The 20,430-nt window shown below is 54.3% G+C and carries 19 protein-coding genes; 7 read left to right on the forward strand and 12 right to left on the reverse strand.

Translation table 11 applies throughout. From position 1 onward, the window contains the following. Positions 1–75: 75 nt before the first annotated feature. Positions 76–1,329, reverse strand: a complete 1,254-nt coding sequence (locus JUF11_RS04440; protein WP_204118519.1) for a hypothetical protein — start codon at positions 1,327–1,329, stop codon at positions 76–78. A gap of 101 nt (positions 1,330–1,430) precedes the next feature. On the opposite strand from JUF11_RS04440, the gene JUF11_RS04445 reads away from it, so the two are divergent. Both JUF11_RS04445 and JUF11_RS04450 read left to right on the forward strand, forming a co-directional pair. After that, positions 1,431–1,808, forward strand: a complete 378-nt coding sequence (locus JUF11_RS04445; RefSeq protein ID WP_204118520.1) for a hypothetical protein — start codon at positions 1,431–1,433, stop codon at positions 1,806–1,808. Further along, on the forward strand, positions 1,801–2,394 hold the full coding sequence (locus JUF11_RS04450; RefSeq protein WP_204118521.1) for a pentapeptide repeat-containing protein: 594 nt from the start codon (positions 1,801–1,803) through the stop codon (positions 2,392–2,394). Before JUF11_RS04445 ends, JUF11_RS04450 begins: the two co-directional genes overlap by 8 nt. 55 nt (positions 2,395–2,449) lie before the next feature. Here JUF11_RS04450 and JUF11_RS04455 read toward each other — a convergent pair whose 3' ends face one another. From JUF11_RS04455 to JUF11_RS04475, 5 genes are all read right to left on the reverse strand, one after another. After that, positions 2,450–2,665: a hypothetical protein gene (locus JUF11_RS04455; protein ID WP_204118522.1), complete on the reverse strand. Its 216-nt coding sequence runs from the start codon at positions 2,663–2,665 to the stop codon at positions 2,450–2,452. A 9-nt stretch (positions 2,666–2,674) separates the two neighbouring features. Further along, positions 2,675–3,256, reverse strand: coding sequence for a ketopantoate reductase family protein (locus JUF11_RS04460; RefSeq protein ID WP_204118523.1), 582 nt, complete (start codon positions 3,254–3,256; stop codon positions 2,675–2,677). Positions 3,257–3,258: 2 nt separating this feature from the next. Beyond that, positions 3,259–4,710 (reverse strand): MFS transporter, encoded by a 1,452-nt coding sequence (locus JUF11_RS04465; protein ID WP_204118524.1) that lies wholly within the window; start codon positions 4,708–4,710, stop codon positions 3,259–3,261. Between the two features lie 175 nt (positions 4,711–4,885). Further along, entirely contained in the window at positions 4,886–5,737 is an 852-nt protein-coding gene (locus JUF11_RS04470; protein WP_204118525.1) for a Nif3-like dinuclear metal center hexameric protein, read from the reverse strand. 45 nt (positions 5,738–5,782) lie between these two features. Then, entirely contained in the window at positions 5,783–6,571 is a 789-nt protein-coding gene (locus JUF11_RS04475; protein WP_204118526.1) for a MurR/RpiR family transcriptional regulator, read from the reverse strand. Between the two features lie 233 nt (positions 6,572–6,804). On the opposite strand from JUF11_RS04475, the gene JUF11_RS04480 reads away from it, so the two are divergent. Beyond that, positions 6,805–8,121, forward strand: coding sequence for a PTS sugar transporter subunit IIC (locus JUF11_RS04480; RefSeq protein ID WP_204118527.1), 1,317 nt, complete (start codon positions 6,805–6,807; stop codon positions 8,119–8,121). Positions 8,122–8,193: 72 nt separating this feature from the next. On the opposite strand, the gene JUF11_RS04485 is transcribed toward JUF11_RS04480, so the two are convergent. Beyond that, positions 8,194–8,829, reverse strand: a complete 636-nt coding sequence (locus JUF11_RS04485) for a potassium channel family protein (protein ID WP_204118528.1) — start codon at positions 8,827–8,829, stop codon at positions 8,194–8,196. A 12-nt stretch (positions 8,830–8,841) separates the two neighbouring features. Further along, positions 8,842–10,203, reverse strand: coding sequence for a TrkH family potassium uptake protein (locus tag JUF11_RS04490; RefSeq protein ID WP_204118529.1), 1,362 nt, complete (start codon positions 10,201–10,203; stop codon positions 8,842–8,844). Between the two features lie 123 nt (positions 10,204–10,326). Between JUF11_RS04490 and JUF11_RS04495 the strand changes: the two genes are divergently transcribed. Next, positions 10,327–11,085 carry a hypothetical protein gene (locus JUF11_RS04495; RefSeq protein WP_204118530.1) on the forward strand — a complete coding sequence of 253 codons (759 nt, stop codon included), beginning with the start codon at positions 10,327–10,329 and terminating at the stop codon, positions 11,083–11,085. Positions 11,086–11,126: 41 nt separating this feature from the next. On the opposite strand, the gene JUF11_RS04500 is transcribed toward JUF11_RS04495, so the two are convergent. Beyond that, entirely contained in the window at positions 11,127–12,011 is an 885-nt protein-coding gene (locus JUF11_RS04500) for a helix-turn-helix domain-containing protein (protein WP_204118531.1), read from the reverse strand. A gap of 67 nt (positions 12,012–12,078) precedes the next feature. On the opposite strand from JUF11_RS04500, the gene JUF11_RS04505 reads away from it, so the two are divergent. Beyond that, positions 12,079–13,671, forward strand: coding sequence for an ATP-binding cassette domain-containing protein (locus JUF11_RS04505; protein WP_204118532.1), 1,593 nt, complete (start codon positions 12,079–12,081; stop codon positions 13,669–13,671). A gap of 32 nt (positions 13,672–13,703) precedes the next feature. Beyond that, positions 13,704–14,213, forward strand: coding sequence for an HAD-IIIA family hydrolase (locus tag JUF11_RS04510; RefSeq protein ID WP_373305852.1), 510 nt, complete (start codon positions 13,704–13,706; stop codon positions 14,211–14,213). A 75-nt stretch (positions 14,214–14,288) separates the two neighbouring features. Here JUF11_RS04510 and JUF11_RS04515 read toward each other — a convergent pair whose 3' ends face one another. Further along, a complete protein-coding gene (locus tag JUF11_RS04515) occupies positions 14,289–14,729 on the reverse strand; it encodes a DUF2188 domain-containing protein (protein ID WP_204118534.1) in 441 nt (146 codons plus the stop codon). 349 nt (positions 14,730–15,078) lie between these two features. On the opposite strand from JUF11_RS04515, the gene JUF11_RS04520 reads away from it, so the two are divergent. Next, positions 15,079–18,045 carry a polysaccharide lyase family 8 super-sandwich domain-containing protein gene (locus JUF11_RS04520; RefSeq protein ID WP_204118535.1) on the forward strand — a complete coding sequence of 989 codons (2,967 nt, stop codon included), beginning with the start codon at positions 15,079–15,081 and terminating at the stop codon, positions 18,043–18,045. A gap of 474 nt (positions 18,046–18,519) precedes the next feature. On the opposite strand, the gene JUF11_RS04525 is transcribed toward JUF11_RS04520, so the two are convergent. Both JUF11_RS04525 and JUF11_RS04530 read right to left on the reverse strand, forming a co-directional pair. Next, complete coding sequence (locus JUF11_RS04525) at positions 18,520–19,206, reverse strand: NADPH-dependent F420 reductase (RefSeq protein ID WP_204118536.1); 687 nt, start codon at positions 19,204–19,206, stop codon at positions 18,520–18,522. A 1-nt stretch (position 19,207) separates the two neighbouring features. Continuing rightward, positions 19,208–20,251, reverse strand: a complete 1,044-nt coding sequence (locus JUF11_RS04530) for an LLM class flavin-dependent oxidoreductase (RefSeq protein WP_204118537.1) — start codon at positions 20,249–20,251, stop codon at positions 19,208–19,210. Positions 20,252–20,430 lie beyond the last annotated feature (179 nt).

Raw genomic sequence — 20,430 nt, forward strand, 5'->3', positions numbered from 1 at the left:
CAGTTTGATGACGGCAAAAAGCCATTCCCATGATGAGTAGGAATGGCTGATTGAAGCTGGTGCGGTCGCGATTTTTTAGCGTGTTGCAAAGACGGATGCGTGCTGCCAAATTTGGTAAGCCAAGGTTTGCGTCGTATCTTCAAAGGCTTTCAAGGCTTCTTGAATGCTGTTTTGATAGGCCGCTGGGAAATCGTGCTGCGCGGCGAAGGCGGCGAGTGGCGTTAACAGCGCCACGCCCGCTTCCTGACATTCTGAAGGCGCGTGGGGATCTTCTAAGGCCACGCGGTCGTTGAGCTGGCGCGCTGCGGCCAACTTTTTAGCCAGCGTTTCAGCATTTAACCGGGGCTGGTAGGCAAAATACAACGCCAGGCTTTGCACCAAGCGCAGCTGATCGGCAGTGACGCCGAGTGGAGTGAAGGGATTGAGATCAAAGCTGCGCAGCTCGAGATGTGAGATCCCAGCCTCCAACAGATGCTCAGGGCGCTTATCGGCACCGCTTTTTAGCCGGACCGGTTCATAATATTGACCCGCCTTCATCAGCTGCCCGGCTTCAATCGCTGCTTGAATGCGTGCCACGTAGCGGGGGACCGAGGTGTAATCACCAGCGATGTTGCGGGGAAAGCCGAACTGGCTGTTGCGGAGGCTGCGGACCGGCAGTGGTGGCGTCGTTTTCGTGAAGTAACCCGTCAATGCACCGGGAGTGGCTCCGAATAGATAGGTGAAGACCCAGTGGTGCAACATGAAATACTGGGCGAGGTGGATATAAAGGGCGTCGGCGTCGGCGAAACCGGTTTCGGTTAAAATGAAGCTCAAAGCCGCGGGCCGAAAGCTAAAGTTGATGTGCACCCCAGTGTTCATCAGCCGCGGCAGTGGATATAGGCGACTTAATTTTTGGCGGTAAGGGTAAGACCGCTCAGGGTAGGGCGAGATCAAAGCAGACGAAACCTGGGGCAACAGCGGCGGGCAGCTATACGGCCACAGGCAGTCTTCGGCTGGCAACTGCTCTGCCACCGCCTGAATGATGGCCGTGCCATGCCGAATGTTTTGGGCGACGTTGGGGGTGGCAGGCAACGTGAATTCCAGCTGCGCGGTGAAAAATTCCCGCGCGACAAAGGGGCGCAAGGCCGTTTCCAGGTCATCAGGAAAAGGCGCTGCACTGAGCAGACTTTGCGGAGTCACCCGCATTTTCTCGACTTCAAGGCCAACGTTGACAGCTTCGGCAACGATTTGACCGAGGGTTAGGCAGGGCGTGGTCATCAAAAACACCTCGCTTTGATTGGGAGTAGCGTCACTGGTAAGCTGAAGCAATTCGCGAATGACCTTTGCCATTCGCTTAGTACTGCCTTTATTGTGCCGCGAATCAGTGGTATAAGTGAAATAATTAGCCCACCAACTGCGCCGAGTGGCATCGGCGCCAAGGAGATGCAACGATGAATACCACTGATAATCAACGCGCTGCGGCGCTAAAAATCTACGCCGCCACGATTCAAAACTGCCAGCGCATGCAGCCGAAGTTTGCCCTAGGCACGGCGCAGGCCACGCTGCTGGTTAATCGCATTGCCGCCTTGCAAGTCGTCAGCGCGCTGGTCAGCGGGCAAGTACCGTCGCTGGCCCAAATGACAGCCAGCGTGGCGCCGATTCAATCCATCCTTCATAAAACCATCGTCGCCCGGGCCAAGTACGCCCCGGAAACGGCGATTTACCGGCGCCTCACGCCGATGATTGCCGCGATGACGCTGGGGTTGTCAGTTTTACAAACCGCTTTGGCCCAATCCCAAACTAACCAAGGAGCGACTGCCGATGATTGAACACCAAACCCTGAGCCTAGACGCCGCGGTAGAGGGGGAAACCTACGACCACTGCCGGCTGAGCGTCTCGCAGCATGAGCTGAAGCTGGCTGGCGTGACCTTCAGCAACTGCCAGTTTGAGCAAACCGATTTTCGCGGCGGCGAGTGGCTGGATTGCACAATTAAGGGGAGTCAATTCCTGAATGCTGATTTCGCCGAAAGCGTGATGTACCGTTGCCAGTTCAGTGGCTGTCAGCTGATGGGCGCCGATTTTACCCGCAGTGTGTGGCATCAGGTGACGGTCACCGACTGTCAGGCCAGTTATCTGATATTGGCCGAAAGCAAACTGAAGGCAGTCAGCTTCAAAGAGACTCAACTGACGGAAAGTAGCTTTCAGGCAGTCAAATTGCTGAAGCCGGGCTTGAGCGTCACTGGTGGTGAGCTGACCGGCGCTGATTTCACCGGGACGCCGCTGAAGTTGGTTGACCTCAGTAAATCGCGGTTCGATCATCTGCTGTTCACGCCGAGTTTACTGCGCGGGTTAAAGCTCAACCAATGGCAAGCCGCTATCATTGCCGCCAGTCTGGGCATTGATGTGGTCGACTGATGTTTTTGAATCAGAAAACGCCGAATCGCTGCGGCGACTCGGCGTTTTGCTGTCTCTAAGTGAGTTGATCATTGAGCCGATCCAGCTGGTGCTGTAAGGATTCGATTTGCGCCTGGGTTTCGTCAATCGCGGCTTGCACCTCTTCCAAGGTGTCACCGCTGGCACTGAAGCCCTTGTAGGCGGCAGTGACGTAATCCACTTCTTCTAAGCGATTAAGGCGGTCATTGGCGGCGCCGAGGGCAGCAATCACTTGATCCGTTGTTTTGGCCATGGCGAGCACCTACGCGAGCGCGGCAGGAGCGGCTGGCTGCGGGCCTTGGTCTTCGCGCGCTAGCACCCAGTCATCATAGTTCCACTCCTCAGTTGCGCGCCGGCTGCGCATGTAATCCCACATGGATTCGCGCTCCATTTCGACCACTTGGCCTCCAGCTCCCACTGAGACCCAGTTATAACTGCCATTGCGATGGGCAAACTTGACCCACCACACCGGAATGTCAACGTGCTGGTTATCACCTTCAAAAGAGCGGGTGAGGCGGTCAGTCCGCATGTAGTCCAACCCCGCGGCATAGCTCGGATCCAGTGCTTGCCACACCTGCATTGCGATTTGCCGGGCGGCGAGTTGGGTGGGCAGCGGTGCGCTGCTGGTGGCGGTAAAAGCATTGAAGCTCAGCAAGCGGTCATCGTTGCCCCACACCAGCGTCACATGCGGGCCGAACCATTGTACCGGTCGCCGCTGTTGATAGCGATCAACCCGCACCGCTTCGCCATTGCGCGAACGCGGCTCGCTGGTGATGCGCGTGAAGTCTTCGGGAATGGTCAAAAGTGGTTGAATTTTGCCTAAAACAGTCACCGTGGTTGCCATGGTTATAACCTCCTTGAACGAAACCTTGCTTCAAACAGTGAAAATAAGTCGGGTTGACTGGCGTGGCGCCGCGGCGCGTGCCCGCTTTTGAGCAGCCTGCGATTGAGCCACCAGCCGCCCAGCAAAATCAGGGTCGCTAGCGCGTAAGCCAGATGCTGCGCCGTGAGCAGACGGCCGCTTGGTTGGCCCAGCGCCGTGGTCAGCGGCTGGCCAGCCAAGACGCCAAGACTGCCGTAGAAACTGGTACTCGCCAAACTCACGCCTAGCACCAGCCCGACTTCGCGCAGCAGCGCCGTCAGCGCTCCGGCGGCCCCGCGTTGTTCCGGCGTGACCTCCCGCATCAAAAAGGCGCTATTGGCGGTGCCAAAAACGCTGGTGCCAATGGCCATGACCACCGAAACCAGCAGAAACGCCAGCGGCTCGAATTGACCCGTTAGTAGCACCAGTCCTAAAGCGCTCAGCAGTAGTAAAAGCAGGCCATTTTGCATCACGTGCGGCTGTGACCAGCGATCAGCGGCCATACCAGCCAAGGGATTAGCCACAATCGCCACCAGCGGCCCCGCCATCAACACCGCGCCAGTGGCCGCTGGGGATAGCCCAACGACGACTTGCAGATAAATCGGCCCGAGTAAGGTGAAAAAGTAGGCCGCTACAAAAGTCGTAAACGCCGCCGCCAAAGGACAACCGAACGTCGGGGTCTTGAGTAAAGCCAGACTCAAAAGCGGGTGCGGGCTGCGTTGTTCCCACCGTACCAGTAGCCACAAAAGCCCGCCACTGAGGGCTAGGCCTAGCAGCGCCAGCCCTGGTTGCGTCAAGCTGCTGGCGGTGCTGACATAAAAGACGATTGCTAGTGCCATCAAAATGCCGGTGCCACCCCAGTCAAGGTGCAGTCGCTGGCGGGAAGAGGCGCGCGGAAACCAAAGTATCGCCGCCAACAAGCACAAGCCGCCAATCGGTAAATTCAGCCAGAACAGATATCGCCAGTCCCAGTGGGTCAACACCAGCCCACCAAGTCCCGGGCCCGCCAGTCCGCCGAGTGAGATAAAAATACTTTCGATGCCAAACGCGCGCCCAAGCTGTTGCGGTGGAAACCAATCCGCCACGAGCGCATAACTGTTTGCCATCGTCAGACTGGCGCCGACGCCTTGGAGCACTCGGCCACCAAGTACCCAGCTCAGTTGCGTGCCGGCGCCAGTTAACCAAGAGCCAACCAGAAATGCCAAGGTACCCAGCATAAAACACCGTTCGCGGCCCCATTGTGCGCCGAGTTGGCCGAATGGCAGCAGTAGCGCGCTAATCGTGACCAGGTAGATGCTGATCACCAGCCCCACTCGCTCCGTGCCCACCGCCAGCCCATGCGCCATGGCAGGAATTGCAATGGTGACGATACTGCCATCGACAATCACCATGAAGAAAAACACGCCCAGAATCATCAAGTTCAGCCAGCGTCGCATGACTCGCCTCCTTTTACTGCCCAGGGGATGACCTGAGCAGGTGAAAGTAGATTAGCACCCAAAAAATTTGCTCGCTAACAAAAAGACTTATACGCTGGCTGTGAACAGCAGACAACGCATAAGTCTTTTTCATGATTAGGTTCAAATGTTAGCGTGCTAGGTTAATCGTGCGGCATTAGGCCTTGATGTAGTGGTACATATCCCCAGACTGAACAAACGAGACTGGCATCCCGCTGCCGATAATTTTTGGTAGGTAGGTGGCCAGATAAGCCATGCCGGGTTCTTCGACATTAAAGTGACCAACGGCGACAATCGCCTTGTTTTGACCATTGAGGCTGGCGTCTTGAATGTATTCGCTCAAGGTAAAATCAATCAGCTCCAAGGACATGAAAAGATCGTACTGATCCTTTTCAGCTTTGGTAATGTAACCTTTGGCATCGCCAAAGACGTGAGTGGGGACGGCAATTTTTTGCACGGGCGTAGCGGGTTCGCCAATAATTCGCGCCCCGTTCAGATGCAGGCTGGTAATCAGATGCTCGGCCACTGCTTGGGCGGTAGTGGCGGCAGGTAATTCAAAAGCCGTCAGCACATCAGCGTCATTGAGAATATAATTTTCCCAACCGAGTTGTTTGGCCAGACCATAGAAAATGCCGTCAACGTAAGTGCCATCAGCAAGCGGAATCCCTGAATGCATATGGTCGTGATCACGCCAAACGACGATATGGTTTTCCTTAAGCAGGGCCACTTTAGCCGCATAGGTTTGGTTGTTCGTTTCCTCTAGCCACCCGGTGTGATCACCATGATTCCAAAACAGGGCTTCGTGGCAAACAATCAGGTTCGCTCCTTGCGCCGCTGCTTGCCGAATCACCGCCAGCGAGGCCCAGCAGGTCGTGACGACGCCGGTGCAGGATTGGTCTGGATTGCCGAATAAGACTTGATCACGTGTGGTAGCGGGATCAATCACTTCACCATGCCAAACCCCACGATGATAGGCCTTCACTTGCGCAATCACTTGTTCAATTTTCATTCATTGAGACTCCTTTCCGAATCTGGAGTGAACCACTTGCTGGTGTTAGACGTTAGGGTAGACATCACTGTAGTAACGGGTGAGGCAACTGACTAGGACATCGAACACGGGCCGTGAGTCGATGTAGCGAATGCCCTTGGCATCGGTATCCAGACTGTGCACCATTGGTAGGACCAGCTGAATGTCAGCTTTTTGTAGCACCGGCGCGTTGGGATTCATCGTCACGAGGGCGAACGTGATGTCTTTTTTGCTTGCTCGTTTAAAAATATTTGCATAGGTATCAACAGCAGCAGAGGACGAGAAGATGATGATCAGATCGCCTGATTGCATCAATGGTGGCAGACGTTCAATCAAGATGCCATCAGTGACAGTGGAAATGAACAGACCGCGGCTTAACATCAAATATTTGAGATGCTCTGCGGCTAACCCAGAATGGCCAAGGCCAACTGCTAGGATACGGTGCTGACCATGCAGCGCCTTTGCTAGCTGCGCGACGCCATTTTCCACTTCCGGGGTGATCATTTGCTCGAAGGCCCCGATGAAAGATTGAATGAGACTCGCCATTTCAGGGGCTTGCTGCGCTTTTTTGGATGGGGTGATGCGATGCTCCGTCAGATAGTTCTTGGTCTGAAACGCTAGTTCGCTGTATCCTGATAAGCCCAGTCGTTTCGCTAGTCGCACCAGTGTTGTGGCCGAGACGCCATATGCTTGGGCCGCTTCTTTAATGGGCTGCTCTGCCACAATGTGCATGTCAGCCATGATGGCATCAGCAGCGGCGCGCTCGGATTTGGTCATATTTGCGTAGTACAGCTCGATCTGTCTGATGATGTCCATCTTATGGCCTCCACGTTTCAACTTTCAACAATATCCGGAATATTTTCCGCGCTTTCAGTTTAGCACTTCCCTATTCACAAGTGGGCTCCATAAGGCAAATTTGGATTGCCTACGTCAGTTAGTGTAATCCTAAAATGAAAAATATTCCATAAAAAAATAATACTTGAAAAATATTCCTAAAGCGGTTACGCTTACCTCGTATTCAAAATTAATTCACCAAAGGGGTGTCATTCATGGCTGAAGGAACTGCCAAACTCACCGACTGGATTCAAGCCAAGGTCAATCCAATTGCCGTTAAAATCGGCAATCAAAAGTACTTGGCCGCAATTCGTGACGGGATGACTGCCATTATTCCACTGACGATTATTGGGGGCTTTTCGATTTTGCTGGCCTCACCGCCAATTCCGACTGGGATGAAGGCAACGAACTTCTTCTTTGCGTTTATGCTGGCATGGCAAAAGTGGGCCACCGCGAATGCCAATGTGTTGATGGTACCGTACAACCTGACCATCGGGTTGTTGGCCCCATATGTGTTGGTGGCGATTACTTACTATCTCTCCAAGCACTACAAGATGAATTTGGTGACGAACCTGGTTTCGGCGCTGTTTGCCTTTTTCATTGCTGCGTCACCGTCAGAAACTGTTAAGACCATCCAATACTTACCGCAGGCCGATCTTGGCGCCAAGGGGATGTTTGGGGCGATGCTGATTGCGATTGCGGTCGTTGAAATCAATCGCTTGTTCATCACACATCATTGGACGATTAAGCTCCCGTCCTCCGTACCATCAGGGGTGGCAGCGCCATTTGAGGTGCTGGTGCCGATGGTGGTCACCACCGTCATCTTTGTCGCCTTGAATGCCATTTGTGTTGCGACTACCCAGTCTTACCTGGTCGGCGTCATCTATCTGGTTTTTGCTCCGTTCGCCAATGTCAGTGGCACCTTGCCAGTCATTTTGTTATTGGCTGTGCTGGCGAAGACATTATGGTTCTTCGGGATTCACGGCGACAACATGATTGGGACGATTGTCACGCCAATCACAACGCTCAACATCGCCTTGAACCTGAAGCAATACCAAGCGGGCCATGCGATGACGCATATCTTCGCCGGGGCTTTCTATAGTGTGTGGGGTGGCTGGATCACCTACCCAGCCTTCCTGATTGCAATGATTTTAATTGCCCGGTCAGCTCGCCTCCGTTCGTTGAGCAAGCTGGCACCGATTGGCACCTTGTTTAACATCAACGAACCTTTGATTTTCGGGATTCCCACCGTGCTTAACTTGTGGTTCTTCATTCCAAACATCATCTGCACGGTGCTGAACCTGACTATTGTTTACTTCCTGACTTTGGCCGGCGTTGTTGGTAAGTTTTATATCTACACACCATGGACCACGCCGGGGATTTTGCAAGTGTTCCTCGCCTCCATGGATTGGCGGAATGTGGTGCTCTGGATTGCCATTTTGATTATGGACATTCTGATTTCGCTGCCATTCATCCGGATCTATGATCGGTCTTTGCAAAAAGAAGAAGGTTTGACGCCAGAAGCCGCATAAATGGTGGCTTTCAATTATCACAATCTAAAAGTGGCCGTCGCTTGATGGAAAGCGACGACCACTTTTTGCGTTCTATTCACTGGCCACGGTCACCAGCACATCCTCTGCCCTTAGCACGGTTTCCGCCTTAACTGGCACTTGCGTCTGCCCGGTGCGAATTAAGGCCAACACCTCCACGCCGGCACTGCGCCGCACATCCGCCTCGGCGAGGGTTTTACCAATCCACTGGGGATCGGGCCGCCGTTCGGTGATGTCGATGCCGTCGATTTGAGCAAAGGCATCGATAATATTGGCGTTGACGAGGCTGCGGGCAATTTTGGCGCCCATTTCAACTTCCGGTAGCACCACCTGATCGGCGCCGACGCGGATGAGAATTTTGGCTTGGCGCGGGTCCAACGCCTTGACCACTACCCGGGGGCAGCCGCGTTCTTTGGCGACCATCGTGCCCATGACACTGGATTCGAAGTCTTCACCCATGGCAAACACCACCACGTCAAAATGCTCAATGGCGAGTCGCGTCAAAAACGCCTCGTCACTGGCGTCGCCGACCACGGCTTGGTCCACCCAAGCGCTGACCGCCTCAACACGGGTAAGGTCACGGTCGGCAGCCAGGAGCTCAACATCCTCCTCGGCTAGGTGCGAGACAATGCTGGTGCCAAAGCGGCCGAGGCCGAAAATCGCGAAACTGCGGGCTGGTTGGTTTTTCATAGCGGCTCCTTTCTAGCCAATGATAACATTGGCGGCGGGGTAGTCGATGACATGCGAGTCGGCGTTTTGGCGCAGACTCAAGGCGACCACCAGAGTCAGCGGCGAGAGGCGGCCAATGAACATGCACAAGGCGATGGTGACCTTGCCGATAGGAGACAAGTACGGCGTCAGACCCGTGGTGAGGCCGACGGTGCCGGTGGCGCTGGTGGCTTCAAAAATCGTTTCCATCAGCGTTGGCGCGAAGCTGTTGCCTGCCTCTGAAAAATGCAAAATCAGCACTGCCATCACCACAACGGCAAACATGGCGAAGAACACCGCTAGGGCTTTTTGGACCAGTGCTAGCGGCAAGCGCCGGCCCGCAATCACAATCCCGGTGTGGCCGTGCAGACCAGAGCTCACTGCGGCAACCAGCAGCGCCAGGGTGATGGTTTTGACCCCACCGGCAGTGCCGGCAGGCGAGCCGCCGATGAACATAAACCCGGTCGCCAGCAGCTGACTGAGCGGGGTCAGTTGACTTTGATCAATGGTGGCAAAGCCGGCAGTACGCAGGGTCACGGATTCGAAAGCAGCAGCCAGCCATTTTTGCGGCGTCGCCAAGTGGCCCAGTGCGCCTTGCCATTCGAGCAAGGCAAACAGCAGCGTGCCAGCGACCACCAACACCGCACTGGTACCGCAGACCAGCCGCGTGTGAATGCTGAGCCCGCGCCAATGTTTTTTGGTTTTGAAATGCCGCAGTTCATGGAGCACGGTGAAGCCCAGGCCGCCGAGCGTAATCAGGACCATGATTGTGAAATTGATCAGCCAATGGCCCTGAAATTCGGCCAGCGAGTTGCTGCCTACCAAATCGAAGCCAGCGTTGCAAAAGGCCGAAATGGCATGGAACACCCCATACCAAACTGATTCCAAGAAGCCGTAGCCGCGATTGGCAGTCAAAAACCCCACCGTCAGCAGCACGGCTCCAGCGCCTTCAATCACCGCGGTGTAGCGTAGCACCTGCCAGACCAGCCGCGTCATGCCGCCAAGCGAGCTTTGATTGAACATGGTTTGAATGGTCAGCCGCTGCCTGAGGCCAATGCGCTGGCGAAAAACAATCAGCGCGCCGGTCACCACCGTGATGAACCCAATCCCGCCGAGTTGAATGAGGGTGATGATCACGAGTTGACCGAACCAGGTCCAATGCTGCATGGTATTAACCACGACCAGCCCGGTCACGCAGCTCGCGCTTGTTGCAGTGAAAAAGGCGTCTAGTAGGCTCACCGATTGGCCACTTTGGCTGGCGAAAGGCAGCGCGAGCAGACTAGTCCCAATGGCGATCATGGCGGCGAAGCTAAGTAGAATGGCTTGCGGCGCAGAAAGATGGCGGGACTTTTTCATCGACCAGCGCTCCTTTCAAAAGGGTTACCTTAACTGTATCAAAATGGCCCTGCTGGCGGCGACTGTTAGCTGGTGTGCTATATTAAAAAGATAATGACGAGTTCAGGCAAAGGAGGCGCCAGGATGACATTTGAAGCATGGTTGACCGCCATCGGTCTGCCCTCAGCCGCGCAAGCGGTGGCAATGCGGTCGGTGCCGGATTTGGAGCAGTGGCACCAGTTGGCAGCCGATGAATCGGCTTTTTTGGCCCGCCTCGCCGGGCAGCCAAAACTCGCTTTACAAGTGTTCGCGCATCTGCTTTATGGTGAACAGGCCCATTACGCGACGACTGCGGCGTGGGTGGCTGATGGCCGTGACATCGCGATTTGGGCGGCCGATTACGCTCAGAAACAAGGCGGCATTGGCGTCACCGAAAATGACTGGCTGCGCTTCACCTTGGTGCATCAGGTCGTGCGGCTAGGTCGGTTGCAATTTGAGCCTTGGCAGCCAACCGCCGCGCTGGGACCGCTGGCCACAGGAACGCAGGCGCTGCAAGTGCACATTCCGGCCGATGGACCACTATCGCCGGCCGCCTGCGATGAGGCGTTTGCCTTGGCGCAAGCGCGGTTTGGCCAGTTGCCGCTAGTGTGTGATTCATGGCTGATGAGCCCGGCGCTTCAGGCATTATTGCCAGCAACCAGCAACATTCGTCAGTTTCAAAATCGGTTTCAGGTGGTCACCGTCGATCCGGCGGCGCATCAGGCCGAAGAACGGCTATTTGGAACGTGGGAAGCGAATCCGGATCGATACATCACGCGCACGACCTTACAAAAGCGCGCCAAGGCTTGGCTTCAAGCAGGAAAGCAAATTGGGATGGCGGTTGGCGTTATGTTGCCAGCTTAAAACCAGTGGTCAACCAAATTGTCGGCTGACCACTGGTTTGTTTATTCGATAATCGTCCTAAAATCAGCTAATGGTTGCCCGCCCAAGGCCGCTGCTAACCCCGGAAAATTGGCGATGACAACCGTTGATTGGTGGCGCTGGGTGCTGCGGGCCAAAGCGCCTAATTCATCGCGCCGCCAGGTCAGGTGCAGACCAAAGGCAGAAAGAATATGGCGCCGGTTATCGACTAAAGCATCAGCCATGGCGGCAACTCCAATTTCGCGTAAGCCATGGATGATGGTAGCTGTGGCCTGATAACAGGCTTCTGCGCCGGCAGGGAGCGCTTTGATTAGAGCGACGAAGAAGTTGCGCTGAATCTGCTGTTCAATGGTTTGCGGCAGGGCATTGAGCCATCGTTCAAGGTAGACCTGCGCCATGGTCAGATCGGCATGAAAGAGCGCGTAGTATAAAGCGCCAATGCAAAATGAGCTGGCGAGCGCGCTGTATTCAGGTTCCGTCTGATGCGCTTGAAGGTGGCGCCAGGTACTTTGGTAAAGCCGCTTCGATAACGCATCATCGAAGCGACCGAGCAGTGGCGTGACCGTTTGAATGTCGGCCAAAGTGAGCGGACTTTGGCCCGTGACGTAAGTGGTTAAGGCCCGATTTTCTTCAGAGGTGAGTGTGGCATCAGGCCACTGGTTGAGCTTGGTGAGCCCACTTTGGAGCACAGGGTCGCGGTTTGAGGCTGGCATAAGTGTGATTAAGGTGGTTATCGGCAAGGCCATGCGGGCCAGCACCGTGAAAAGACGTTCAGCTTGAATATCATTGCGGCCGGCTTCAAAGCGAATGGCCTGCCTTTCGCTTAAGAGATCTTGATACAGTTCGCGTTGGGACAGCCCCTGATTGAGCCGCAAGCGCCGAAGGTAAGGGCCAATCTTTCCTGCCATTTTTGGCACCTCCTGATGTTTTCCTCAGTGTACCAAATACACTGAGGACATCAAGGGAGGGGATGGCATGATGGCAGTCATAGCCAAAATTATCAGACCGCATCGTCGGGCGCTACTCGGGCTGCTCTGTTTCGGTCTGGTGGCCGCGGGTGATGGCATTGTCAGCCCTTTTTTTCTGGGGCAAGTCACTGACGGTTTGGCTACGCGCGCCTTTTCCCGAGTTCTGCAACACTTGCTATTTTGGGGGTCGGCACTGCTGCTGGTCAATCTGGCCAATCTGGGCATGAGTTATTTCTCGGGTCGTTTTCGTCAGCAGGTCAATCTACAGCTCAGACGGCATTTGATTCAGCGCGCCTTTGCGGCAGCGGCAACTGAAACCAACAGTAGCGTATTGCTGGCCGAAGCGCTTGGTGATGTGAAACAGATTGAGCAGAGCGTGGTACAACCACTGATTAACATGCTTTATAGCACCTTGCAAGGCAGTTTGACGCTTATCTTTGTGCTTCGAATGAGTGGCCTGACCGGCGTTGTTTTTATCGCCTTGGGCTTTGTGCCGGCCGTGATTCCCCATTTCACTGCCCACTGGCTGAAAGCAGGAACGCGCAACTGGCAACAGACGAATGAATGCTATACCAGCAGTTTGAGTGATACCTTGGCTGCGCGGCCTTTATTCAAACATTATCAGCTGGTCACGCAGGGGATTGCTCGCTTAGATGTCAGTTTGCGGCAAAATGAGGCTGCGGCTTTCGTCATGAATTTTCGCCAGCAGATTGCGTCCGGCCTGGTGAGTGCGCTCTATGCCATTACCACCACAGTGGCCTTGGCGGGCGGGGTGTGGGCCATCAGGCAGGGGCAGTTGAGCGTGGGTTTACTGCTCACCACCTACACCGCGGCTGATCGGGTGGTCACGCCTTTGATCAATCTCACCCGCGCGTACAGTCAACTGCAGGCGGGGCTACCCTTGTTAAACCGCGTGCTTCTCCCGGCAAATCGGCAGCGTCACCCTTTGACTTATATGCCCAAGGCGGCAGGCTTGCTCAAACTGGAGCAGGCAGTGATTGGGGTGACGAAGCCACTCTTTCAGCCTTTAAATCTGACCATTGATCCAGGGATGAAAGTGTTAATTCAAGGGCCGTCTGGCATTGGCAAATCGACTTTGCTGCAAGTGATTCTGCATGATCGCCTGCCTTTAGCAGGGCGCATGCTGTATGCTTCAACGCTGGGTCCAGAACCTTTGAAGCAGATGGCAGTCGTGCATCAACAGCCCTTCATTTTCGCCGACACGCTAAGTTTCAACTTGACGTTGGGCCGGCCCTTCAGCGAAGTCGAACAGCTCGCCTTACTGCAAAAAGTTGGCCTGACCGCTTATGCTAATCACGAAGCATTGAGTACCCGCGTCGGCATTGATGGGGTACAGCTGTCCGGCGGTGAGCAAAAACGCTTAGAGTTGGCACGAGCTTTGGTTGTCCAGAGGCCAATTCTCTTGATTGATGAGGCACTGTCGGGGCTGGATCAAGTGACTGCTGCGACCATCAATCAACTGATTTTGGCTTATCCTGGCACTGTGATTGATATTGAGCATCAATTACCCCCTGCTACGACCGACTGTTATGACGCCATTATCAAGTTGCATCTTGTTCCTGCTATTGACCCAGATTAAACTGGCGGTAGCGAAAAGAAGAAGGGGACAAACTGATGCTGACAACCGTGCTTGTGGATCGTGATGGCACCCTCGGCGGTGATGGCCACTATACCTCAGTCGCAGATTTTAGGCCTTACCCAGGCGTCCTTGCCGCTATTCAGGCGTTACATGAGGCGGGCCTCCGCGTCTTGGCCGTGACCAATCAAACCAAAATCGCTACAGGCGAGATGCAGACTGCCGATTTGGTGGCCTCTTTGCGGGCCATGGGGCTTGATGATTGCTTCGTTTGTCCACACTTGCCCAGCGCACATTGTCGGTGTCGTAAACCTGAAATCGGGTTAATTGAGCAGGCTCAAGCGCGCTATCATTTTGTTCAGGGTGAGGCGGTGCTGATTGGTGATAGCTATCAGGCTGATATGTTGTGCGCAAAACAGGCCAACCTGCTTGGTATTCACGTGGCTACCGGCCGCGGGGCGGCTAATCCAATTGCTAGCCAGTGCTTTGAGGCGAAAGATTTTGTTCAGGCAGTGGGCATGTTGGTCAATCATCAGATCGATTAAAATCTGAGCTTCATCCGGCAAAAAAAGCATCTTCCTCTTGCTCGCGGCAGAAGGAAAATGCTTTTTTTGCGCGATTCATCGCGGCTTGACCACTTGTTGCAGGGCGCCATTGCGCTTGTAAATCGCCACACTGCCCTGTTCGGCGCTAGCGATGGTTTTGGCGCGTTCGACGGCGTCAGTTTTGCGCGGGTAAAGCTCGGTGGCGCGGTCACCGCTGGGGCTGACCACGGCCCAGCCGGCAGGGTCTGGTTTGACTGCAATGTCCGCGCCACGGCGGCTTGATTGCGGCGGATGAGGGTTTGACTGTGCCTGCGTGCTGGCTTGGTCGAAACGGTGGCGTTCTTGCACCGTGGCCTCCCGGTACCACTGCTTGGCATGGCTGGAGGCAATCGACAGTGCCAGCTTTTCTTGAAAACCTTGAGCCACTAAAGCATTCGCGATGGCCAAGGCCTTTTTGCGCGTCAGCGGTGTGAGGTGATTGATGGCGGCGGGAAAATTATCAAGCGTCCAAATCATGACCAATCCTCCTTTCACATTGGCTGTCCATCCTTAGTGTATGAGGGTGAACCGTAACAAAGATAGCAGCACGCCTTTTGCTTTAGTTAACGGGTTAAGTGGAGCGTTCATAGCCTTCAACAGACAGTTGATCTTGCGATTCTAAAGCAGGGAATACACGAATAAATTGTGCAATAGAAATCGTTTACATTCCTGAGAACAGCGCGTATGATGCAAATAGCTTTAAACAACACGTTAACCCATTAAAAGGTTAACGGTTCATAGGAAAGGGGGTTGCCGCGAAGCGTAGGTGCTTCGTGAACACACGGGTAAGTGACAATAAGGTAGCTTAAGTCATGGAGGTAAAGGGATGAATTCATTAAAAAAGGCCGTGGTAGCGGGGGCGCTACTGGCAATCGGCTTTTTCGGCGCCGCCCCGCATACTGTGGGCGCAGCCACAACTGACGCGGTCATCAGCACGCAAGAAATGGCCCAGATCAAAGCCAACCAAATCGAGTATTTGATTGGTAACGAAACCATGAATGATGATCCAATCAACCAGGCGAAGATGACCAGCATTGCCAAGGCCGGACAAACGAATTTGCCTGACTTCGATCATGCCGGTAATACGATTTATGCCGGCGTGGTTTTGGATAATAGTCAAGGGACGAACCTCACCGTGGCCGACCTCTCGGCAAACTTGGGGACGACATATACCAAGCTTTACAGTGTGGCGTTGGCCATTGCCACCCCAAGCAAGTACAATACCATGTATCAAAATGCCGCCGCCAAAACGGCGCTGATTGATGCGCTGCAGTGGTTGCAAACTAAGTATCTGCAAGACACCACCAAGGGTTACTACGGCAACTGGTACCAATGGGAAATCGGCGTGCCAACCAGTCTGTCACGCATGCTGCTGTTGTTGCATGATGACTTGGATCCAGCGTTTATCGACACTTCGATTAAGACGATGGATGCGTACCTGCGCGGCGATGAAAAGCCAGGCTCCCCGAAGATTGGCGATGTGAACCTCGACGCCCGCCAGCATACTGGCGCCAATTTGGCCGATATTACCTTGAACCGGATTTGCCAAGGTCTCGCTAATAACGATGCCCCGCGGGTGAAAAAGGCGATTGCCGACTTCAAGACTTGCCTAGCGGTCATCGACCCAGACAACATTCAGCACGGGGTGACCGATGGCTTTTACGAAGATGGTTCCTTTATTCAGCACTCGACGGTGGCGTATACCGGTAGCTACGGCATTGTGCTGCTCGGGCGGACTGGCCAGCTGACCACGCTGCTTAAAGGCACGTCGCTGCAAAGCCAAACCTTGCTCAATACCGTCAACAATTGGATCTATAACAGCTTCGCGCCTTTGATGTACGAAGGCTACATGATGGAAATCGTCAAAGGCCGCGGCATTTCCAGAACCGGCTCTGGCTATACCGACAGTGCCAGCATCGTGGAATCGTTGGTGCAATTATCAACGGCCATGAGCGGCGATGCGCAACACAAGCTGCAAAGTTACATCAAATACTTATCTAGCATTCCGCAGCTGAAGGTCAATAGCAGTAATTTTGGCTCGCGGGGCAACACCATGGCGTTCAACGCGATTATGAAGGACCCGAATGTGTCCAGCACCAATCCGCTGACCAACGATCAGTATTACGCATTTAACTTGATGGACAAATCGGTGCTCATTCGGCCTAACTATGGCTTCGCGATTTCTCGCAGCTCTAATCGGGTCTCGAAGTATGAATACATGTCAGGCGAAAATCTGAAGTCTTGGTACCAAGGGGATGGCGCCTTCTATCTTTACCAGGATGGCATCGATCAAACCAAAGCGTTTGGCATCGATTACCAAGCCACGGTTGATCCGAACAAATTGCCAGGTGTCACTACTGTCAATGAAAAACGTAAAACGATTCCTGAATTGTACGGCGGCGACTTCTACTCGCACGAACCCGATTTTGAATCAGGTTCTGTGACCCAGAACACCTATGTCTACTTCCCGCTGGGCACCAACGACTATTCCGGCAGTGCCCAGCTTGATCAATACGCGGCCGCCGGCATGCAGCTCGGTGATGAACAGTCATACGCCGACAAGGACAAGTTGCCCGCGGATTTCGTCGTCTTCAAAAACGCCGAGGCGAACAAGGCTTGGTTCATGTTCGACAACGAAATCGTGGTGCTGGGCTCCAACGTTCACGACATCAACGGCCGCGCCATGACCACCACCATCGATAACAAGATGTTTGATGCTGGCGAAAATGTGACTGTTAACTCCAATTTGGATAAGGCCACGGCTGCCAAGAAGTGGCTGACGATTGAAGACAACGCCGACAGCAAACGTAATGTCGGTTATGTGTTCTACGATAATAACAAGGTGAATGTGTTGCAGGAAAGCCGCACCGGCAAGTATTCCGACGTCCGCAACAAGACCACCGGCAGTGCCGACAAGACGGTCACTAAGGACTATGTGACATTGACTTATCAGCAGCCAGGCAATACGACGAGCAGTTACGCTTACAGCATCGTGCCAAGCAAGAATGCCGACCAGCTACATGATTACATCGACCAAAACAACGTCACCATTTTGAAAAACACGGCAGATGTCTCGGCCGTTCAAGAAAACAGCCTCGGCTTAAAGGGTTATGTCTTCTTCACCGCCAAAGGCCAAGTGGATGATGTCCAAAGCCACAGCCGCATGATTATGATGCGCAAAGGCAATGACTTCTCCATTCAAGACCCGACCAACAAACAGGCCACGGTTGCCTTCACGCTGAAAGGCCGCTATGCCGTGGCCCAAGGCGATGCCCAAGCCATCGTTCAAGGCAACGCCACGACCGTCACCGTGAACACGGCGGCTAAGCATGGCGTTTCCCAGCATCTGACGCTCACACCGCTGGCGGCGCCAAAAGCGGCGGATAAAACCAAGCTGCAAGCGCTGGTCAACCAAAGCAAAGCCCTGAAAGCCGCTGATTACACTGCGGCCAGCTTTGCCGCTTTGACCACCGCCTTGAAGGCCAGTGAAACCGTGCTGGCAGATCCGGCCGCGACGCAAGGCACTGTGAACCAGACGGCCAACCAACTGCAAAAAGCCATTAATGGTCTTCAAAAGCCTGCCGCTGCCAAGACTGGCACCGCTTCTAACGCCAGCCAAGCTAAAACCACCGGCAAGACGACTAATCACGGCAAAAAAGTCAGCCAACACAAAACTAAAAAAGGCCTCCCGAATACCGGTAGCGTGATCAATCATGCGCTTATCGCTGGCGGGGCAGTGCTGTTAGTGTTAGGCGGGTTCGCCTTGTTTAACGGCGGCAAACCAACTAATTAACAAACGTATCATCAAAATAGGCCACCCTACCGTTACAGCAATCTGTAACGGTAGGGTGGCCTATTCATGCTCCAAAAAGGTAAGGCTGATCGGTGCATCTTTATCACATTCTAACTCTTCACGTATAGCTTAGCGTAGTACCTGACTGCCGACGTTAACGGCACAATGACACGTTGCCGTTACTGTTATGAAGCGGGTTGTGGTGGTGGGCGGAGCTTGGGACAGGTAGCCAGCAGTGAGACGAGAAGGACTAGTCAGACTGCGTTTTTGGCAGGCTGACCAGTCCTTCTCGCGGCAGTTTTGAAGACGCATCGGAGCGTCAGCGACTGCGGCTTCAAAACTAGTTTCGAGACCGATTTTTGGCTCGAAACGGCCGCACAGCAGGCTACCTGACCCGAGCGGAGCCCGCCACCACAACCCGCGGCCTCCCCAGATTCAAAAAAACCGCCGACGCAAGCGTCAACGGCTGGTCAGTTATTCGATTTTACCACCGCGCGCGGCGATGACGTGCTGACCGAAGGGACTGTCATAGATGGTCGCCAGTTTGGCCGCAAAGTCCGGGCGCGGAATGGCTTCGCCGAACAACGGGCTACCTGGCTCAAGCAAAAGCCCGAAGCGCAGCGGCCCGAGGCCGAAAGGATCGAACCCAAACGCCCGCAGCACATGCTCAACGGTCGGTCGAATTTCATCGTGGTCGGTGGCATAAGCCATGGCGCGCGGTACATCGGGATGGCGTTCGACTTCAATTTCCAGATCATGGTAGCCCATGTGGTTAAAGGCCTTGGCGACATAACTCTTGTTCAAATGCGCCTGCACCACTTCTGAAGATGAATGGTTGAAGTCGGAAATGGCATTGTGAGTGCCATCGACTTCTTTCCAGTAATTCGTCGCGTCGAGCACGATTTTACCGGCGAAGGCCTCAGGGTCAAGATCGGTATAATGGCTCAGCGGAATGGCCAAAATGATGACATCCGACTGGGCAATCAGGTCGGCTGGGGTCGTGGTGACGGCGCCAGGCGCGAGTGTGTCGATAACCCACTTGAGGTCGTCAACCGAGTGGCGGCTGGCAATGCGAATCGGTAGGCCCACGTTTTCGCCGATGCGGGCAAGGGTGGAGCCGAGCTTGCCGGCGCCAAGAATACCAATGGTTAGTTCGCTCATGCTATTCACCTCCCAGCAGTTCCTTGACCCGCGGAATCACCTTGGTCGCGTAGTTGCGAATCGTGTCTTCCCGCTGGTGCAAAAGCTGGCCGCCGGTGCCGTAAACCAGGTCGAAGCGCTGCATGTCCAGCGCCTTCATGTTTTTGGCAATCTTCTGGGCCACTTGTTCTGGCGTGCCGACATAGTAGGCGCCTTTGTCGATTTCGAATTCGAAGCGATCGCGGGTCATTGGCGCCCAGCCGCGGTCGATGCCAATTCGATCCATCTCAGCCTTGATGTACTTGAAACCCACTTCGACGGCTTCTTGTTCGTCATCCAAAATGATGCCATGGGCGTGCATGCCGAGCGGATGCTCTGGCTTCTTCAACTGCTTGGCCGCCTTATGGTACAAGTCGACGTAAGGGCGGAAGCGAATTGGTTCGCCGCCGATAATGGCAATCACGACGGGAATGTCGTAGTAAACGGCGCGGATGATGGATTCTGGTGAGCCGCCCACCGCCAAACTGGTGGCAATGGTTTCGCTTTTTGGCAACTGGGGATAAACCGTGGTGTCAGTGAGCTTCTGGGTAAACTTGCCAGACCAGTTCATCGGCTTGCCTTCTAGCAGCTTTTGCCACATGGCGATTTTTTCGACAAACAGTTCATCGTAGTTTTGCAGGTCATAGCCGTAAAGCGGGAAGGATTCGGTGAACGACCCGCGGCCGAGCATGATTTCTTCGCGGCCTTGCGACAGGCCATGCAAGGTGCTGAAGCGTTCAAACACGCGCACCGGATCATCAGAGCTCAGCACGGTGACCGCGGTGCCGAGCTTAATGCGCTTGGTGACCGCCGCCATGGCGCCGAGTACAACTTCAGGGCTGGAAATAGCAAATTCAGGGCGATGATGCTCCCCTAAGGCAATCAAATCAATGCCCAAGTCGTCTGCCATTTTGGCTTCTTTAACCACTTGGCGCAGGGTTTCGCCGCCGTCCATGGCCGTGCCGTCATCCTTGAAGCCGATGTCACCGAAAGTGTCCAAACCGAATTGATATTTTTTTGCCGTCATTTTTACTAGCCTCCGTTTTGCTTACTTTTTGTAAGTACAAGGGTATCTTACATGGTGCTCAAGGGAAAAGCAAGAGGGGCCGCGAAATTTATTTGCGCAGACGCGAGGTTTTGGTTTCGCTTGACTTCCGCTACAATGAAAGGCGGGAAGGGGCCTTGATTTTGGCTTTAGCAGATTCA

Origin of the sequence: Lacticaseibacillus suilingensis (assembly GCF_016861845.1) — a bacterium.
Taxonomy (GTDB): domain Bacteria; phylum Bacillota; class Bacilli; order Lactobacillales; family Lactobacillaceae; genus Lacticaseibacillus; species Lacticaseibacillus suilingensis.

Excerpts from the sequence above, each read along its gene's own strand:
- JUF11_RS04440 (WP_204118519.1), bottom strand. The coding sequence starts at position 1,329 with ATGGCAAAGGTCATTCGCGAATTGCTTCAGCTTACCAGTGACGCTACT.
- JUF11_RS04445 (WP_204118520.1), top strand. The coding sequence starts at position 1,431 with ATGAATACCACTGATAATCAACGCGCTGCGGCGCTAAAAATCTACGCC.
- JUF11_RS04450 (WP_204118521.1), top strand. The coding sequence starts at position 1,801 with ATGATTGAACACCAAACCCTGAGCCTAGACGCCGCGGTAGAGGGGGAA.
- JUF11_RS04455 (WP_204118522.1), bottom strand. The coding sequence starts at position 2,665 with ATGGCCAAAACAACGGATCAAGTGATTGCTGCCCTCGGCGCCGCCAAT.
- JUF11_RS04460 (WP_204118523.1), bottom strand. The coding sequence starts at position 3,256 with ATGGCAACCACGGTGACTGTTTTAGGCAAAATTCAACCACTTTTGACC.
- JUF11_RS04465 (WP_204118524.1), bottom strand. The coding sequence starts at position 4,710 with ATGCGACGCTGGCTGAACTTGATGATTCTGGGCGTGTTTTTCTTCATG.
- JUF11_RS04470 (WP_204118525.1), bottom strand. The coding sequence starts at position 5,737 with ATGAAAATTGAACAAGTGATTGCGCAAGTGAAGGCCTATCATCGTGGG.
- JUF11_RS04475 (WP_204118526.1), bottom strand. The coding sequence starts at position 6,571 with ATGGACATCATCAGACAGATCGAGCTGTACTACGCAAATATGACCAAA.
- JUF11_RS04480 (WP_204118527.1), top strand. The coding sequence starts at position 6,805 with ATGGCTGAAGGAACTGCCAAACTCACCGACTGGATTCAAGCCAAGGTC.
- JUF11_RS04485 (WP_204118528.1), bottom strand. The coding sequence starts at position 8,829 with ATGAAAAACCAACCAGCCCGCAGTTTCGCGATTTTCGGCCTCGGCCGC.
- JUF11_RS04490 (WP_204118529.1), bottom strand. The coding sequence starts at position 10,203 with ATGAAAAAGTCCCGCCATCTTTCTGCGCCGCAAGCCATTCTACTTAGC.
- JUF11_RS04495 (WP_204118530.1), top strand. The coding sequence starts at position 10,327 with ATGACATTTGAAGCATGGTTGACCGCCATCGGTCTGCCCTCAGCCGCG.
- JUF11_RS04500 (WP_204118531.1), bottom strand. The coding sequence starts at position 12,011 with ATGGCAGGAAAGATTGGCCCTTACCTTCGGCGCTTGCGGCTCAATCAG.
- JUF11_RS04505 (WP_204118532.1), top strand. The coding sequence starts at position 12,079 with ATGATGGCAGTCATAGCCAAAATTATCAGACCGCATCGTCGGGCGCTA.
- JUF11_RS04515 (WP_204118534.1), bottom strand. The coding sequence starts at position 14,729 with ATGATTTGGACGCTTGATAATTTTCCCGCCGCCATCAATCACCTCACA.
- JUF11_RS04520 (WP_204118535.1), top strand. The coding sequence starts at position 15,079 with ATGAATTCATTAAAAAAGGCCGTGGTAGCGGGGGCGCTACTGGCAATC.
- JUF11_RS04525 (WP_204118536.1), bottom strand. The coding sequence starts at position 19,206 with ATGAGCGAACTAACCATTGGTATTCTTGGCGCCGGCAAGCTCGGCTCC.
- JUF11_RS04530 (WP_204118537.1), bottom strand. The coding sequence starts at position 20,251 with ATGACGGCAAAAAAATATCAATTCGGTTTGGACACTTTCGGTGACATC.